Genomic DNA, 16,673 nt, shown 5'->3' with positions numbered 1-16,673 from the left:
CAGCATCGCTACACTTTTTAGTTGCATGACAGCCCATCCCTTCGCATCCTGACCCAAAGCTATTTTCAGCAAAGGGGATTGTGATGACGCGTCTGTTGGCATGCCTGGCGTTTGTTTTGGGATCGGTGCAGGGCGTACAGGCTCAGGGGCAGCCCGCCAACCTGCCGTTGCCTTCCGAATTGCCGCTGCTGGATTATGAAAGCGCGCTTTATCCGTTCATCGCGGAACGCCGGTTTGCCGAACTGGGCTGGACTCCGGACAAGAGCTGGCGGGATACCGGCCCTTTCGTGCTGGATACCTCGTACGGCGTGCATCCCGCTGTGCGGATCTATTACTCTCCCGGCGTGATCGACTGGCTTGAAGGCGGACGTCTGGGCGCGGTCCCGGACGGCGCCATCGTGGTCAAGGAAATGGTCAGCCCACCGGCGGCGCGCTACAACGAATACCGCGCATTGCTTGAGTACATGCATCCCGACGACCCGGCCCGGGTCGAGGCCGAGATGCTTGGCTACCTGAAAAAGGACAACAACCTGAACTGGACCGTGATGGTCAAGGACAGCGCGCTCAGCCACGGCGGGTGGTTCTTCGCCTCGGTGGCGCAGGATGCCAGGACGGACAGCTTCGATGCGCCCTACAACCCGCCCTCGGGTCAGGCCGGTGCCGGAACCTGCATGCGCTGCCATGCCTCCTCGGCCAACGAACTGATCTTTTCGACCCTGTCCAATGTCCAGGGGTACCCGGGCGAGCCGCTGATCTTCAGCGTCGACGAAAGCTGGCGCAAACTTGACGATTTTCCCCCGGGGCCATTCAACCTGCCCAAGTGGCAGCGTCCCGCCATGGGGGCCTCCGAAGGGGAGTTGATCGACGATCTGTTCCATGACCGCACGGTTCTGGCCAAGCTGAACGCCACCGCCCCGGATTCGCCCGCAGAGGTGAATCCGGTCTTTGCCGAGATGTTCCCGCCCACAGGTGGCATTGATGTGCCGCAGGATCAGGTGCAGAAACTGCCCAGCGAATGGCTTGATCATGTGCCGGCGCGACCCGACGATCCGCAGCACTTCCTGAGTTCGGACAATTGCATCGGTTGTCACGGCGGCCTTGGCGGGCCGCCCTCGGGCACGACGATGTTCCTGCAGGACGGACCGAAATACGGCGACGGCTACAACATTTCGGAATATGGCGAGTGGCGCTGGTCACCGATGGGCCTGGCCGGGCGCGATCCGATCTTCTTTGCCCAGCTGGAAAGCGAATTCGCCCTGCTGGAAGCGGCCGGAAACGGCGATCTGGTCGCCAATGTCGGCACCACCTGCCTGTCCTGCCACGGCGCAATGGGCCAGCGCCAGCTCGAGATCGACGCCCATGCCAACCCCGACGCAGGCCTTGATCCGAACAACTTCAAGGTCGCTTACTCCCTGTTGCACGACCCGTTGACCCAGGCCGAGAAAGAGGCGCAGCAGGCGGATGGCACCTATCCCTACCACCAATATGGCAACCTCGCACGCGAAGGCATCTCCTGCGCCGTCTGCCATCACATCGCGCCCCCCCAGCGGGCCGAGGGCCAGCCGGAATACAACAAGCTCGACACCTACCTCATGAACGGCACGACGGGCGTTTTCCGTCTGAACGCCGCAGACAAGCTGATCGGCCCGTTCCAGGGCGTGCGTCAGAAGCCGATGCAGAATGCCATGGGCCTCACCCCCGAGCATGACGACTACATCAAGGACAGCGAGTTGTGCGGCGCCTGTCACACCATCAACCTGCCCAATGTCGATGCCAGCCCCGACAAACCCCTGCCCGGGTACACCGAGGCGGATCAGGCCGTGTTCAATCAGGCCTCGGCCAATGGGTCGGCCTTCCTGAACAGCCAGTATGGCGTCACCTTTCCCGAGGCGTTGACCCAGTTCCAGCATTCGGTCGAACAGGCGACCTATATCGAATGGGTCAACAGTTCCTATGCAGATCCGGGCACGGCACAATCCTGCCAGGACTGCCACATGAAGGGCAATTTCCAGAGCGTCGACGGCAAAATCAAGGTCGACGCGATCACCACGCAGATTGCGACAATTCAGGACAGCATGATGCCTGATGTGGAAAACCTGCTGCCCGTCGAAGACGTCACCGTACCCTTCCGCGAAGGCTACAAACGGCACAACTTTGTCGGACTGAACGCATACATGATCGAAATGATGCGCCAGTTCACCGACGAGACGGGCCTGAGCCTCACCGATCCGATGACCTATGCCGACAACGGCGCGCAATTGTCGATCGACACGATGCAGTTGCAGGCCGAGAACGAGACGGCCCTGGTGACACTGGACCTGGACTCAGGATACGGCGGCCTGGTGGCTCAGGTCTCGGTGGAAAACAGGACCGGGCACCGTCTGCCGTCGGGCGTCGGGTTCCGGCGCGCCTTCCTCGAGGTGAAAGCGGTGGATGCGGCGGGAGATACGCTGTGGTGTTCCGGCTGCTCCAACGACGCCGGCGTCATCCTGGGCGCCGAGGGCACGCCGCTGAAGACCGAGTTTCTGGACGTCGTGCCGGATGGCGCGGACGAGGCACTGTACCAGCCGCATCACCAGATCATCGACAGCCCCGATCAGGTCCAGATCTACGAAGAACTGACCCAGAACGCGGAGAAGGTCTTTACCACCAGCTTTGTCCACCGGGTGTACCACCCCAAGGACAACCGGTTGACGCCACACGGCACGCTGACCCCGGGAACCGAAGCCTTTCGCGCCAAATTCGGCGACAGCGAAGTGACGGCCGCCTTCATGAAGGCCACCCTGCCCGAGGGCCGCGCCGCATCGGATCCGGATTTTGAACCCGGCAGGGATCGGCTGGAATACCGAATCACGCTGCCGGACGGCGTGGACCCGGGCACGGTGACGGTGACGGCGACGCTGATGTCTCAGGCGATACCGCCCTATTATCTCAAGCAGCGCTTTCAAACCGCGCCCACTGGGCCGGCAACGCAACGGCTGTACTATTTCGCGAGCCGCCTTCAGACGACCGGCACGCTGATCGAAGGCTGGAAATTGCGCACGGCGTCAGCATCGGCGCAACTGCCCTGATCCACCGGGCAAAGGCGTCAGTCGACCGGGTCTGACCGAGAGGCGGATGCGGGTGACTGGGCGTTTTCGGGGAAATTGGTCGGAGTGAGAGGATTCGAACCTCCGACCCCCTGCTCCCGAAGCAGGTGCGCTACCAGGCTGCGCTACACTCCGACCGTGGCGGGCGGGATAGCCCGTTGTGAATGGTTTGGCAAGGGGTCAGTGCGGTTCTCTGTCACGGTCTTTGCGCAGCCGCAGGAGCGAACTGATCCGCGGAATGGTTCCGGTCTCGAACCGGCTGCGGTTTTGCAGCACGGGGGTGTTTTCCGAATTGTCGGCAACCCCCTCGCGCACCACGATATAGATGCCGCTGGCGATGATGATGCCGGCGCCCAACACCGTCAGAGCGTCGGGAAATTCGTCAAACAACAGGACGCCGAACACCGTGGCCCACAAGATCTGGGAATACTGCATCGGTGCGACAATGACCGCTTCGGCCGCCTTGTAGGCGTAAATGATGATGATCGACGCGGTGAACCCCAACAGCGCCATTGCGGCATTCATCGACAGATGCTCCAGCGGCATCGGGACATAGACAAAGGCCGTCAGGATCCCCATCACCACAAAGTTTGTCAGCATCGGATAGAGCACCAGAACCACCGGGCGCTCTTCGTTGCCGATCTTGCGCACGATGATGGAGGCCAGCGCCGAGGTGAAAGACGCCACCAGCGCGGCCATGTGGCCGACCGACAGTTCCGTTGTCCCGGGACGCAGCACGATCAGGACTCCGCCCAGACCCACGATTACCGCCATCCAGCGCCGCAGGCGCACCCGTTCGCCCAGAATCGGAATCGACAGGACGGTGATCATCAGCGGCGCCGCAAACAGAATCGCGTAGACCTCTGCCAGCGGCAAATTGGAAAACGCGTAAAAGGCCGCCCCCCCCGTGGTCACCGCAGCCACCGTGCGCAAGGCCGTCCACCAGGGGTGGATCGGGCGAAGATGTCCCGGCTCGGCATCGCGAATCAGCAATATTATGGCCAGCGGAAAACTGAACAACACGCTGAAGAACACGATCTGAAACGGGCTGTAGGTGCCGCCCAGCGCTTTGACGATGACGTCGTGGCTGGCGTAGATCCCAAAGGACAGCAGCGACAGCAACGCCCCTCTCGCGTTCGGACTCATCATCGCGCCACCCTTGTTGTTTTCGCTAACAGGCACCGTGCTAAACCCGCAACCCGGCGCATTTCAAGAGAGAATGCCGCGGGACTTCGATTGCACCCGGTGATCGGCAACAAAAAGCCCCCGCTCGGGGGGCTTTCGCGATCTCAGACCTGTCCGCGGCTCAGGACAGGCTGGCGTCAAGCGCGGCAACCACCGCATCGCCCATTTCGCTGGTCGACACCGGGCTACGCCCCTCTTCCCCCAGAAGATCCGCAGTGCGGTAGCCGTCCGCGAGAACTTTCTCCACAGCCTGCTCCAGCCGCGTGGCCTCGTCCCCCTGATCAAAGCTGTAGCGCAGGGCCATGGCAAAGCTGAGGATACAGGCGATCGGGTTCGCCTTGCCCTGCCCCGCGATGTCAGGGGCCGAGCCGTGCACCGGTTCGTACAGCGCCTTGGGACGGCCATTGGCCATCGGTGCGCCAAGACTGGCCGACGGCAGCATGCCCAGCGAACCGGTCAGCATCGCGGCGAGGTCCGACAGCAGATCTCCGAACAGGTTGTCGGTGACGATCACGTCGAACTGCTTGGGCCACCGCGTCAGCTGCATGGCGCCGGCATCAGCGTACATGTGCGACAGTTCCACGTCGGGATATTCGGTGTCACCGATGCGCTGAACCACCTCGCGCCAGAGCACGCCGGACTCCATGACGTTGGCCTTTTCCATCGAGCACAGCTTGTTGCCCCGCTTGCGGGCCATTTCGAAACCGGACCGCGCCACACGCTCGATCTCGGATTCTGTATAACGCTGGGTGTTGATGCCGACGCGCTCGTTGCCCTCCTTGATGATGCCGCGCGGTTCGCCGAAATAGACGCCGCTGGTCAGTTCGCGGATGATCATGATGTCGAGCCCGGCGACCACGTTCTTTTTCAGCGAGGAAAAATCCGCCAGCGCATCAAAGCACTGCGCCGGACGCAGGTTCGCATACAGGTCCATTTCCTTGCGCAGACGCAGCAGACCGCGTTCGGGTTTCACACTGAAGTCCAGAACATCGTATTTCGGGCCACCGACCGCGCCGAGCAGAACCGCATCGACCTCCTGAGCCTTTGCCATGGTGTCGTCGTGCAGCGGCGTACCATGCTTGTCATAGGCCGCACCGCCAACCAGATCCTCGCTCACATCAAAGGCCAGGTCGCGCTTGGTGCCATACCAGTCGATGATCTTGCGGACTTCGGTCATGACCTCGGGGCCGATGCCGTCGCCGGGCAGGATAAGAAGCGAGGGGTTGCTCATGGTGGGGTGTCCTTTGGTCACATGCGTTGCGCCCTCGCGTAACCGGGCGGCGCCGGATCGTCAAGAAATGCCGTCTTGCCTGCGTTCGGGACACCGGCGTTTCGAGGCGCGATCACGATCCGGGATCGGTGTCGATGTCGACCCAGACCGGTCGGTGGGCGCCCACCGGATCACCCTGCCCCGCGGCCACAACCCGCAGGGCGGACGAAGGCAGGGCGTAGCTGACCCGCATGGTCCCGGGCCCCGGGGCTGGCCAGTGGGCGGTGTCGCTGCCAGGGGCCGGATCCTGCACCCTGGGGTCTGCCAGGAACGCCCGCATCGCCGCGCGACGACCGTCACCACGCAGCGGATCGAGATTGGCATTGCCCAGCAGAACGAACCGCTCACCGGGTGGTGGCTGCGGCAATGCGCCATTCAGATACTGCTGCCAGAGCCGCAGTTCATCCGCGTTGCGTCGGCCATTGCGGTCCTCGGGCCCGTCAAAAACCGGCGGTGTGGCGTGAAAGGCCAGGACGTGCAGTCTTTCCCCGTTCGACAGGATGACCGGGACGTCCCAATGCGCCGTGCTCGACAGCCGCTGAAGATCGGCGCCGACGTCATCCAGGGCCATGCTGCTGCCCGGAAAATCACGCCAAAGCAGTTGACTGAGATCGGAAATCTCGCCGGTGTCCAGCGGCAGACGGGACAAGAGTGCAAGCCCGCCCTGCCCGTTGAAATAGCCAAAGCCCTGCGCGTCGCGTGGCCCGCCCAGGCGCCCGTCGCCGTCAAGGTCAAGCCCGGTCGGCCAGCCGCTGTTTGGACGTCGTGCGAACAGGTGCGCAAATCCGGCACCGTGCTCTGCCAGACGTGCGTTCAAAGCAGCAAGCGCCTGTAGGTCATGGTCGAAATCAATATCGCTCAGCAACAGGACATCCGCCTTCAGACGCGCGATTTCCTGTACCACGGTCGAAATTTCCGGGTCGCGATCCTCGAGAATGTCGCGCAGCAGCAGGCCCGGACCCTTGCGGCTGAGATCCACATGCCACGTGGCGACGCGCAGGGTTTCGGCGCCGATGACCGTGGGGAAAAGCGTGCTGGCGACGATCTGCAACGCCACAATCAGCAGAGCCTTTATCAGGCGGCCTGATACTCGGTCTGCGCATAGGCGCGGCGACGCTTTTCCTCGATCAGCTCGGCGATCCGGCTGAGGGCGATACCGCGCATCATCAGGCTGGCCGGCAGAAACGCCCATGCAGTCATTGTCCAGATCAGGGTTTGCGGATCACTGAGTGAGATCGGATCCGCAATACCGGTTGCGGCTTTCATTACAGCCGGGATCAGGAATGGCAGAAGAAACCCTAAGGCGACGTTAACATGCGCGTCGCGCTTGAGCCGGAAAATGACGTCACCGCCGGCCGTGGGGTCAAACAGTGGCAGGTTGACCCAGAAATTGAACGCCCCCTTGCGAATAGGCCAGTTCAGCACCCGGACCAGCGCCACAAAGATCAGCATGGAAGAGAACGAAATCAGATAGGCCAGACCGGCATGGGTGCGCACCTTTTCCAGCACCGCCAGCGGCGCGTCGTGCGGCACCAGCAGCACCATTAGCCGGACCGGCGAAAACGGAAAATCCATGGCCGCCCCGATGCGGGCACCGATATTGGTCAGTGTCTGGCTCAACAGGGTCGGGTCGGTCACGCCATGGCTGATCGCCGTCAGCAGCACCACGGTCAGGAACAAGGCGACAAAGCGCAGGCGGTTGAAGGGCGGCGCGTTGCGGAATTCGATCACGCTGGGGTAGAGGCTGTAATATTCGACAAAGGTCAGCAGGGCAGCAAGCAACGCGAGCAGAGCGACCATCTGGGTCGTATCCGCAGACACGCCACGCAAAGTCAGCGCGGGCAATGCAATGAGCATAGCCACCATAAAGGCGCGAGCGCCCGCGCCGATTATGCGCTGTATCACTGCCGTATCCTTTCAAATCGGACGGACGCGATTCGATGCCGCGCCCTTGTCCCAACCTGTGTGCGCCAATTGTGGCGCTCTGCCTCATTCTTGCCCAATTCTTGCCTTCTTTCCTCAGGAGCCTCAAGCACCTTGGAAACAATCGGCAATGATTACGGCCAAAACAGGGTGGGGTTGATGCCCGATTACATCAAAAATTTAGCGACAATAAGGCCACTCTATGGGGAACAACCAGATGTCGTGTACCCATACGGCTCGCTCCACTAGAGTGGCGGTAAAGTTTTAAACATCTATTAGGACAAAAGACGCCCCCGCGCCGCTTTTCTTGCGCTGGCACGGGGGAATCCGGGTCAGACCCAGGGGCGGGACTGGGCTGCGGCCTTTTCGAACGTGTCGATTGCGGCGGCCTTTTCCATCGTCAGGCCGATATCGTCGAGACCGTTCATCAGGCAGTGTTTCTTGAAGGCATCCACGTCGAAGGAAAACACCTCGCCGTCCGAGGTGGTGATGGTCTGGGCCTCAAGGTCGACCTGCATCCGGGCGTTGGCCCCCTTTTCGGCGTCCTTCATCAGCACGTCGATCTGCTCTTGCGGCAGGGCAATGGGCAGGATGCCGTTCTTGAAACAGTTGTTGTAGAAGATGTCGGCAAAACTGGGGGCGATGACGCAGGAGATGCCGAAATCCTTGATCGCCCAGGGGGCGTGTTCGCGCGAGGAACCGCAGCCGAAGTTGTCTCCCGCGACGATGATCTGTGCATCGCGATACTGTGGTTTGTTCAGCACGAAGGTCGGGATCTCGTTGCGGTCGTCGTCATAGCGCATCTCGTCAAAGAGATTCACCCCAAGACCGGAGCGTTTGATCGTCTTCAGGAATTGCTTGGGAATGATCATGTCGGTGTCGACGTTGATCAGGTCGAGCGGCGCGGCAATGCCGGTAAGTTTGTCGAACTTGTCCATTGGATGTGTCCTTTTCAAAGGCTCCTGGGCCGGTTGCGGAGCCGCGGCGCGGCGCCGCGGGTTGGCACGGGCAGAAGCAAGGGAGTTTGCATCATGTCGTTACGCGAAGGCTCAAAGGTTGAGTGGGACTGGGGCAACGGCACCGCCACCGGCAAGATCGTCAAACGTTATACGCAGAGGATCACGCTGGACATCAAGGGGACCGAGGTCACCCGGAACGCCAGCGAGGGCGAACCGGCCTTCCGGATCGAGCAGGACGACGGCGACGAGGTGCTGAAGTCCGCAAGCGAGGTCCGCAAGGCCTGAGGTCATGTCGGTGCCGCCGCCGGTCACATCAGATCACGCACGTCTGTGAGGTGCCCGGTCACCGCCGCCGCCGCCGCCATTGCCGGTGACATCAGGTGGGTGCGTCCGCCGCGTCCCTGGCGACCCTCGAAATTGCGGTTGGACGTCGCCGCACAACGCTCGCCCGGCGAAAGCTGGTCGGGGTTCATCGCAAGGCACATGGAACAGCCGGCCATGCGCCACTCGAATCCGGCCTCGATGAAGATGTCGGCCAGTCCCTCTTCTTCGGCCTGCGCCCGGACCAGGCCCGAGCCGGGAACGACCATCGCGCGCATCCCGTCCTTGACCTTCTTGCCCTTGAGGATCGCTGCGGCGGCGCGCAGATCCTCGATGCGGCCGTTGGTGCACGATCCGATGAAGACGGTGTCGATCTTGATCTCGGACAGCGGCGTGCCGGCTGTCAGACCCATGTATTCAAGCGAGCGCTTGGCGGCGTCGACCTTGCCCCCGGTGAAACTTTCGGCGGCGGGAACAAGGGCGGTAATCGGCAGGACGTCCTCGGGTGAGGTGCCCCAGGTGACAACCGGAGCGATGTCTTCGCCCCTGATGGTGACCACTTTGTCCCATTGAGCATCCTCATCGGTGAACAGGGTCTTCCACCAGTTCATCGCCGCTTCCCACTGGGCGCCCTTGGGGGCGTGCGGACGACCTTTTACATACTCAAATGTCTTTTCGTCCGGCGCGATGAGACCGGCGCGGGCGCCACCTTCGATCGCCATGTTGCAGACGGTCATGCGGCCTTCCATCGACAGGTCGCGGATCGCCTCGCCGCAATACTCGATGACATAGCCGGTGCCGCCGGCGGTGCCGGTCTTGCCGATCACCGAGAGGGTGATGTCCTTGGCGGTGACACCGGGCGCGAGCTTGCCGGTGATCTCGACCTTCATGTTCTTGCCTTTGCGCTGGATCAGCGTCTGGGTCGCCAGTACGTGTTCGACCTCGGAGGTGCCGATGCCGTGGGCCAGCGCACCAAAGGCACCGTGGGTCGCGGTGTGGCTGTCGCCGCAGACCACGGTCATGCCGGGCAGGGTCCAGCCCTGTTCCGGGCCGACGATGTGCACGATGCCCTGGCGCACGTCCGAGACCGGGTAGTAGTGGATGCCGAAATCCTTGGCGTTCTTGTCGAGCGCCTCGACCTGGATGCGGCTGTCTTCGGTCATGGTGGAGGCATCGGCGCGGTCAAGCGTGGTCGGCACGTTGTGATCCGGTACGGCGATGGTCTTGTCCGGGGCGCGCACGGTGCGGTTTGACATGCGCAAGCCCTCGAACGCCTGCGGGCTGGTCACTTCGTGCACCAGATGGCGGTCGATGTAGAGCAGGCAGGTGCCGTCGTCAGCCTCGTGGGCGACATGGGCATCCCATATCTTGTCATAGAGCGTCTTGGGGGACATGCGTCCTCTCCCTTTGATGATATTCGTAAATTGGGGGCTGGCAGTGCCGATGTGCGCCCGGGTCCGGGCGCGCAGACTTATAGTCGGGCCAGCACAGTGTGCGTGGCGCCGAAAAAGCGCTCGCGCAGGCGTGCGCGGTCATCAAGGTCGAACACCAGTGTCATAGGTCGGCAGATACCCCTTTGATCCGAGTCTATCAAGAGCCGGGTTGACCACAGCCTCTCCGGCGCCTTGCCGGATATCCCGCGTCCCGCGTTGCCGACCGGGGCATCTCTTCAGGGTCTGCCTCAGGGCCGCGGCCCGCGGGTCTGCCGTCTCCGCCTGTAGATTTGTCCAACGGTCTGCCCATCGGACCGGCACACCAGATCACCCGGTCCCCTGCCGGTTACTCCCGGACGCGCCCTGTCCCGGGATGGCGCAGGGCCCGGCGCCGGGTCGGCTGCCTGCACCCCGGCCGGCTTTGCCGACCGCCACTGCGTGACGCTTGCCTTGCCGGGATTCTTGGTGCAACGCTGGGCAGATGGCATACAGGATTGCACATGAACCCAGATGAGCAGACGGAAGCGCCGCTCGATCAGGTGCAGGAAATCGCTCTGGGTCTGTTCGCGCGCAGCGAAGCCTTCCTGATCGGACTGCTCCGCCCCTGGAATGCCTATCAGCTGATCATTGCCCTCGGGGTCTTTGCAGTCGCGCATGTGCTGGCGGCGATCCTGAAGCCACGGGTCTACGAATGGATGCGCGGGCTGGAAGGCTTGCCGAAGTGGCAGATGCGCCTGTTGGTCATCATGCACCGCCGACTGCGCATGATCCTGTTTGTTCTCATCATCTGGCTCATTGTGGCCATCATGCTGGAGGTCACCTGGCCGTCGCGGTCCTACATCCTCGGGGTGATTGCCGACCTGGCCACGGCCTGGCTGTTCATCGTCTTTGCGACGCGCCTGATTGCCAACGGCTTTCTGCGCGCCGCGGTGCGCTACGGCGCCTGGGCCTGGGTGACCCTGACGATCCTGGGCCTGACCGGCGATGCCCAGACCGTGCTCGACAGCTTCGCGCTCAGCGTCGGGGAAACACGCATATCGGTGTGGCTGGTGCTGCAGGCGGCGGTGACTCTGGGTTTGCTGATCTTTGTCGCGCGGTTCCTGGCCACCACCACGTCGGCGCGGATCCGGCGCAACGACGAGATTTCGCCGTCGATGCAGGTGCTGGCCATCAAGTTCCTGCAGGTGGTGCTGTATGGAACGGCGTTCTTTTACGGGTTGAAGCTGGTTGGCGTCGACCTGACCGGACTTGCCGTGCTGTCCGGTGCAATCGGCGTCGGCCTGGGCTTTGGCCTGCAAAAGGTGGTGTCCAACCTTGTCTCGGGCATCATCATCCTGCTCGACAAGTCCATCAAGCCGGGGGACGTGATCAGTCTTGGCGAGACCTTCGGCTGGATCGAGGCGCTGGGAGCGCGCTATGTCAGTGTTGTCACCCGTGACGGCAAGGAATACCTGATCCCGAACGAGGACCTGATCACCGGGCAGGTGGTGAACTGGTCCCATTCCAACGAATTCGTGCGGCTGGATATCTATTTCGGCACCGCCTATCAGGATGACCCGCATCGTGTGCGCCGCATCGCCATTGACGCCGCCGCCGGTGTGACCCGGGTACTCGCCTTCAAACCGCCCGTCTGCCACATCGTCGGGTTCGGCGATTCCTCGGTCGACTATATCCTGCGCTTCTGGATCAGCGATCCGACCGGGGGCCTGACCAATATCCGGGGCAACGTCTATCTTGCGCTCTGGGACGCGTTCCGGGAAAACGACATCTCGTTCCCCTACCCGCAACGCGAAGTCAAGGTTCTGGACGGCTCGGTCCTGCGCACGACTTCAGAGCGCGCATTGCCAGAATAAGCGGGCGCCCGGCGTCACTCGGGTTGTGCCCCGCGCGCCCCACCGCGCCAGTCCAGCACCACTTTGCCACTGGTTCCCGCGCGCATCGCCGCAAAGCCTTCGTCGAATTGATCGACCGCGAAACGGTGGGTGATCACCCGGCGCACATCCAGTCCATTTTCGAGCATGGCGATCATCTTGTACCAGGTCTCGAAAATCTCGCGACCATAGACCCCTTTCAGGGTGATCGCCTTGAACACGATCCGGCTCCAGTCCACCGGCGATTTGCCCGGCGGAATGCCCAAGAGCGCGATGCGGCCGCCCATGACCAGCGCCTCGACCATCTGATCCAGCGCACGCTGGTTGCCCGACATCTCAAGCCCGACGTCAAAGCCCTGCTTCATCTTCAGTCTGGGGATGACGTCCATCAGATCCTCGCGGCCGACATTGACCGGGACCACATCCGTCACCGTAGCGGCCAGATCCAGCCGCGCCTGGTTGACGTCGGTGATCACCACGTGCCGCGCGCCGACATGGCGCGCAACCGCCGCGGCCATGATGCCGATCGGCCCGGCCCCGGTGATCAACACGTCCTCGCCGACCAGATCAAAGGACAGAGCGGTGTGCACGGCATTGCCCAGCGGGTCGAGAATCGCGCCGATCTCGTCATCAATGGCTTCGGGCAGAGGCACCACGTTGAAGGCAGGCAGACGCAGGTATTCGGCAAAGGCGCCGGGTTCATTCACCCCGATCCCGCGGGTGGCCGGATCGAGGTGGAATTTGCCCGCACGGCTCTGGCGGCTGGTCTTGCCGATCAGGTGCCCCTCGCCCGAACATCTCTGCCCCAGTTCCAGCCCTTCGACATTGCGGCCGATCTCGACAATCTCGCCCGCGAACTCATGCCCGGTGATCAGCGGCACCGGCACGGTGCGCTGCGCCCAGTCGTCCCAGTTCCAGATATGCACATCGGTGCCGCAGATGCCGGTCTTGTTGATCCGGATCAGTACATCCTCGGGGCCGATCTCGGGGACCGGCGCGCGCTGCATCCACAATCCCTCGCGGGGTTCGGCCTTGACCAATGCCTTCATGTCATTGCGCATCTCAGATCACCCCCAGTGATTTGCCAACCCGGCCAAAGGCCGCCAGCGCCGTGTCCAGATCGTCGCGGAACAGCGCCGCGTTCATCTGCGTGCGGATCCGCGCGCGCCCCTTGGGCACCACCGGAAAGAAGAAACCCGAAACATAGACGCCTTCGTCGAACAGGCCGCTGGCCATGTCCTGCGCCAGCCGCGCGTCGTGGGTCATCACCGGGATGATCGGATGCTCGCCGGGCAGCACTTCGAATCCAAGGTGCTCGAGCCCGGCACGCCAGTAGCGGGCATTCTCGAACAGACGGTCGCGCAGACGATCGCCTTCGCGAACCAGGTCCAGCACTTCGAGTCCGGCGGCCACAACCGCGGGCGGCAGCGCATTGGAGAACAGGTAGGGTCGCGCCCGCTGCCGCAACAGGTCGATCACCGGTTGCGGCCCGGCGATATAGCCGCCGATGGCGCCGCCCAGCGCCTTGCCCAGCGTGCCGGTCAGAATGTCCACATTGACGCCAAAGTGTTCGGGCATGCCCGCGCCCGTCGCGCCCATGAACCCGGTGGCATGACAGTCATCCACCATTGTCAACGCCTCGTAGCGCGCAGCCAGCGCCGTGATCTCGGGCAGCGGCGCGAGAAAGCCATCCATGCTGAACACGCCGTCGGTGGCGATCATCACATGCCGCGCTCCGTCCGCGCGGGCCTGCTTGAGCTGCGTCTCAAGGTCGTCCATGTCGGCATTGGCATAACGATAGCGGCGCGCCTTGCACAGCCGCACCCCGTCGATGATCGAAGCATGATTGAGGCTGTCACAGATGATGGCATCCTCTGGCCCAAGAAGCGGCTCGAACACTGCGGCATTGGCATCGAAACAGGCCGCGAACAGGATTGAATCCTCTTTGCCCAGGAAAGCTGCCAGCTTTTGTTCCAGCGCCCTGTGCAAATCCTGGGTGCCGCAGATGAACCGGACCGAGGCCATGCCGTAACCCAGCCTGTCCATCGCCGCTTTTGCCGCCGCGATCAGCCGGGGGTGTGCGGCGAGCCCAAGATAATTGTTGGCACAGAGGTTCAGCATCCCGTGACCGCCGACGGTGATCCTTGCGCCCTGCGGCGACGTGAGGGGCCGTTCCACCTTGAGCAACCCGTCCGCCTCGATGTCGCGGAGTGTTTCGGTGATCCGGCTCAGAAAGGCGTCATTCATGCTGTTCTCCTGATCGCTGCGCGGTTTCTATCATAACGGATTAATATCTCAAATAGAGGAAATGCGTTAAAGTGGAAAAATTCCACTATCGCGGAAATACGCGAGGCCGTGCAGCGATCAGCGGCAGGCCACGCGGCCGGGATCCGGCGCCGACCCACCACGGGCGTCAGGCGTCTTGTACCACCAGAAACGCCCGGGCGGCGCCGTCCTGCGCGCGGATCGCGTGTGGCAGATCCGCCGCATAGCGCGCTGTGTCACCCGGCCCCAGAATCTCGGAAGCCGTGCCGGAGGTGATTTCGATCCGACCCGCGATGACGGTCAGATGCTCACGCGCGCCCCGCCGGTGCGCGGCACTGACCAGAGCCCCACCCTCGCCAAGTTGCAGGTCGTAAACTTCGTGCCGACCCGCGTCTTCGGGTGGCGACAGGATCCGCAGGCGGCAGGACTTGCCCCGGTTGTCTATCGTGGGCACCTCATCATTGCGCAACAGTTCGATCCCGGCGCCGGTGGTCGCGCCGTCCAGAAGCCCGGCAAAGTCGACCTGAAGCGCGCGGGTCAGATTCCAAAGCGTCGCGATGGTCGGCGACGACGTGCCGCGTTCGATCTGGCTGACCATCGAACGCGAGACGCCCGAAACCTTGGCCACGGCGTCCAGCGACAGCCCCTGCGCGCGCCGGGCATCCCTGAGCCGCGTCGGCAGGCGTGACAGGATATCTTCCGGTTCTTCCGTCATAGCAGAATCCATGTCCTGCGCGGTGACGGCTGTCAACTGCGGATCAAACCTCCACCGCGCCAATCAGCATTTGCGGCGGTGGCCGTGATGTTCACGATGTCCCCAAACACAGGTCCGGCATCGGTCATCACCGCATCCATCACGGACTGATCGGCAAAGACCGGCGTCGCGATGGCACAGTGTGCCGCAAGCGTGTCCGGCCCGCCCGCCGCCCCCTTTGTCACCAGACTCTGCGCAATATGCGACCCGATCCGGGCAGCCCCATCGGAATGTGGGGATCTAGGTAAAGGTCATAGTCTAAATTTGTCGCCTCGGTGATCGGGCAGAAGAGCTGCACAGAAAGGCTCGTGTTCTGCCTTTCTGCTCGCGCCGGGTTCGCGCAGGTCTGACGAAACGTTGCGGCTGACAAGCAGGTCACGCCGCCGCATAGTCCGTGCAAAGCATCAAGGAGTTACCCCCATGTCCGACGACATCGTCATCCTGAGCGGTGCACGCACCGCCATCGGCACCTTTGGCGGCGCGCTGGCGTCCACTCCGCCCATCGCCCTGGGCGCCACAGTCACCCGGGCCGCGCTGGAACGTGCCGGAGTCGAAGGCGGGCAGATCGGTCACGTCGTCTTTGGCCATGTGATCAATACCGAGCCGCGGGACATGTACCTGTCCCGCGTTGCGGCGATCGAGGCCGGCATTCCCGACACCGTCCCGGCGATGAACGTCAACCGGCTTTGCGGGTCCGGCGCGCAGGCGATAGTCTCGGCGGTGCAGTCGCTGATGCTGGGCGATGCGGATTTTGCCGTCGCGGGCGGCGCGGAAAACATGTCCCGCAGTCCGTTCATCGTGCCGCAGCAGCGATGGGGCGCCAAGATGGGCGACGTGCGCACGCTGGATATGATGCTGGGGGCGCTGAACTGTCCGTTCGGCACCGGGCACATGGGGGTGACCGCGGAAAACGTCGCCGCCGAACACGACATCAGCCGCGGGGACCAGGACGCCTTTGCGCTGCAAAGTCAGGAACGTGCCGCAAGCGCCATCGCCGAGGGCCGGTTCAAGGAACAGATCGTGCCGGTCGAGGTACGCGTCAAGCGCGATGTCGTGGCCTTCGACACCGACGAGCATCCCAAGGCGACCAGTGCCGCGGCGCTGGCCGGGTTGCGCGCGGTGTTCCAGAAGGAGGGCAGTGTGACCGCCGGCAATGCCAGCGGCATCAACGATGGCGCGGCGGCGCTGGTCTTTGCACGTGCAGGGGCGGCATCCTCTGCGGGGCTGACCCCGAGGGCGCGGGTGCTTGGCTATGCCCACGCCGGTGTGCGCCCCGAGGTCATGGGCATCGGCCCGGTGCCGGCGGTGCGGAAGCTGTTGGAACAAACCGGTCTGTCGGCTTCCGATTTCGACGTGATCGAGAGCAACGAAGCCTTCGCCGCGCAGGCTTTGGCCGTGAACAAGGTCCTTGGTCTCGACCCGGCCCGGGTCAACCCCAATGGCGGCGCCATCGCGCTGGGGCATCCGGTTGGCGCAACCGGCGCGATCCTGACCGTGAAGGCGCTGTACGAACTGGAGCGCACGGGCGGCAAGCGGGCGCTGATCACAATGTGCATCGGCGGCGGGCAGGGCATCGCTCTGGCCATCGAGCGGGTGTAAGCCC

Annotated in this window: 14 protein-coding genes and 1 tRNA gene; 4 read left to right on the top strand and 11 right to left on the bottom strand. The window is 63.1% G+C overall.

What is annotated here, in order from left to right:
- The first annotated feature begins 83 nt into the window (after positions 1-83).
- The gene (locus tag FOY53_RS00895; protein ID WP_146584728.1) at positions 84-3,071 is read left to right on the top strand and encodes a cytochrome P460 family protein; all 2,988 of its coding nucleotides are present in this window, start codon (positions 84-86) and stop codon (positions 3,069-3,071) included.
- A gap of 76 nt (positions 3,072-3,147) precedes the next feature.
- On the opposite strand, the gene FOY53_RS00890 is transcribed toward FOY53_RS00895, so the two are convergent.
- The 6 genes from FOY53_RS00890 to leuD form a co-directional block, all read right to left on the bottom strand.
- Positions 3,148-3,224: transfer RNA gene (locus tag FOY53_RS00890), tRNA-Pro, on the bottom strand.
- A gap of 45 nt (positions 3,225-3,269) precedes the next feature.
- Positions 3,270-4,235, bottom strand: coding sequence for a DMT family transporter (locus FOY53_RS00885; RefSeq protein WP_146584726.1), 966 nt, complete (start codon positions 4,233-4,235; stop codon positions 3,270-3,272).
- Positions 4,236-4,395: 160 nt separating this feature from the next.
- Positions 4,396-5,505, bottom strand: coding sequence for a 3-isopropylmalate dehydrogenase (gene leuB, locus FOY53_RS00880; RefSeq protein ID WP_146584724.1), 1,110 nt, complete (start codon positions 5,503-5,505; stop codon positions 4,396-4,398).
- 112 nt (positions 5,506-5,617) lie between these two features.
- The gene (locus FOY53_RS00875) at positions 5,618-6,601 is read right to left on the bottom strand and encodes an endonuclease/exonuclease/phosphatase family protein (protein WP_246107236.1); all 984 of its coding nucleotides are present in this window, start codon (positions 6,599-6,601) and stop codon (positions 5,618-5,620) included.
- A gap of 17 nt (positions 6,602-6,618) precedes the next feature.
- On the bottom strand, positions 6,619-7,449 hold the full coding sequence (locus FOY53_RS00870; RefSeq protein ID WP_146584722.1) for a hypothetical protein: 831 nt from the start codon (positions 7,447-7,449) through the stop codon (positions 6,619-6,621).
- Positions 7,450-7,799: 350 nt separating this feature from the next.
- On the bottom strand, positions 7,800-8,405 hold the full coding sequence (gene leuD / locus FOY53_RS00865; RefSeq protein ID WP_146584720.1) for a 3-isopropylmalate dehydratase small subunit: 606 nt from the start codon (positions 8,403-8,405) through the stop codon (positions 7,800-7,802).
- Positions 8,406-8,498: 93 nt separating this feature from the next.
- On the opposite strand from leuD, the gene FOY53_RS00860 reads away from it, so the two are divergent.
- Positions 8,499-8,711 carry a hypervirulence associated TUDOR domain-containing protein gene (locus FOY53_RS00860; RefSeq protein WP_146584718.1) on the top strand — a complete coding sequence of 71 codons (213 nt, stop codon included), beginning with the start codon at positions 8,499-8,501 and terminating at the stop codon, positions 8,709-8,711.
- Between the two features lie 23 nt (positions 8,712-8,734).
- Here FOY53_RS00860 and leuC read toward each other — a convergent pair whose 3' ends face one another.
- Positions 8,735-10,141 carry a 3-isopropylmalate dehydratase large subunit gene (gene leuC / locus FOY53_RS00855; RefSeq protein WP_146584716.1) on the bottom strand — a complete coding sequence of 469 codons (1,407 nt, stop codon included), beginning with the start codon at positions 10,139-10,141 and terminating at the stop codon, positions 8,735-8,737.
- Positions 10,142-10,680: 539 nt separating this feature from the next.
- On the opposite strand from leuC, the gene FOY53_RS00850 reads away from it, so the two are divergent.
- Complete coding sequence (locus FOY53_RS00850) at positions 10,681-12,033, top strand: mechanosensitive ion channel family protein (protein ID WP_146584713.1); 1,353 nt, start codon at positions 10,681-10,683, stop codon at positions 12,031-12,033.
- Between the two features lie 14 nt (positions 12,034-12,047).
- On the opposite strand, the gene tdh is transcribed toward FOY53_RS00850, so the two are convergent.
- The 4 genes from tdh to FOY53_RS00830 form a co-directional block, all read right to left on the bottom strand.
- Complete coding sequence (tdh, locus tag FOY53_RS00845; RefSeq protein WP_146584711.1) at positions 12,048-13,112, bottom strand: L-threonine 3-dehydrogenase; 1,065 nt, start codon at positions 13,110-13,112, stop codon at positions 12,048-12,050.
- 1 nt (position 13,113) lies between these two features.
- The gene (locus FOY53_RS00840) at positions 13,114-14,298 is read right to left on the bottom strand and encodes a glycine C-acetyltransferase (protein ID WP_146584709.1); all 1,185 of its coding nucleotides are present in this window, start codon (positions 14,296-14,298) and stop codon (positions 13,114-13,116) included.
- A gap of 166 nt (positions 14,299-14,464) precedes the next feature.
- Positions 14,465-15,031, bottom strand: a complete 567-nt coding sequence (locus FOY53_RS00835; RefSeq protein ID WP_146584707.1) for a helix-turn-helix domain-containing protein — start codon at positions 15,029-15,031, stop codon at positions 14,465-14,467.
- A 32-nt stretch (positions 15,032-15,063) separates the two neighbouring features.
- Entirely contained in the window at positions 15,064-15,255 is a 192-nt protein-coding gene (locus FOY53_RS00830) for a hypothetical protein (protein ID WP_146584705.1), read from the bottom strand.
- Positions 15,256-15,490: 235 nt separating this feature from the next.
- On the opposite strand from FOY53_RS00830, the gene FOY53_RS00825 reads away from it, so the two are divergent.
- A complete protein-coding gene (locus FOY53_RS00825; RefSeq protein ID WP_146584703.1) occupies positions 15,491-16,669 on the top strand; it encodes an acetyl-CoA C-acyltransferase family protein in 1,179 nt (392 codons plus the stop codon).
- Positions 16,670-16,673: the final 4 nt, after the last annotated feature.

The sequence above is a fragment of the Puniceibacterium confluentis genome (assembly GCF_007923445.1).
Classification (GTDB): Bacteria; Pseudomonadota; Alphaproteobacteria; order Rhodobacterales; family Rhodobacteraceae; genus Puniceibacterium; species Puniceibacterium confluentis.
This window is presented reverse-complemented; position numbering and strand designations above follow the sequence as displayed.

Coding starts and splice junctions, on each gene's coding strand:
- FOY53_RS00895 (WP_146584728.1), top strand. CDS start 84: ATGACGCGTCTGTTGGCATGCCTGGCGTTTGTTTTGGGATCGGTGCAG.
- FOY53_RS00885 (WP_146584726.1), bottom strand. CDS start 4,235: ATGAGTCCGAACGCGAGAGGGGCGTTGCTGTCGCTGCTGTCCTTTGGG.
- leuB (WP_146584724.1), bottom strand. CDS start 5,505: ATGAGCAACCCCTCGCTTCTTATCCTGCCCGGCGACGGCATCGGCCCC.
- leuD (WP_146584720.1), bottom strand. CDS start 8,405: ATGGACAAGTTCGACAAACTTACCGGCATTGCCGCGCCGCTCGACCTG.
- FOY53_RS00860 (WP_146584718.1), top strand. CDS start 8,499: ATGTCGTTACGCGAAGGCTCAAAGGTTGAGTGGGACTGGGGCAACGGC.
- leuC (WP_146584716.1), bottom strand. CDS start 10,141: ATGTCCCCCAAGACGCTCTATGACAAGATATGGGATGCCCATGTCGCC.
- FOY53_RS00850 (WP_146584713.1), top strand. CDS start 10,681: ATGAACCCAGATGAGCAGACGGAAGCGCCGCTCGATCAGGTGCAGGAA.
- tdh (WP_146584711.1), bottom strand. CDS start 13,112: ATGCGCAATGACATGAAGGCATTGGTCAAGGCCGAACCCCGCGAGGGA.
- FOY53_RS00840 (WP_146584709.1), bottom strand. CDS start 14,298: ATGAATGACGCCTTTCTGAGCCGGATCACCGAAACACTCCGCGACATC.
- FOY53_RS00835 (WP_146584707.1), bottom strand. CDS start 15,031: ATGACGGAAGAACCGGAAGATATCCTGTCACGCCTGCCGACGCGGCTC.
- FOY53_RS00825 (WP_146584703.1), top strand. CDS start 15,491: ATGTCCGACGACATCGTCATCCTGAGCGGTGCACGCACCGCCATCGGC.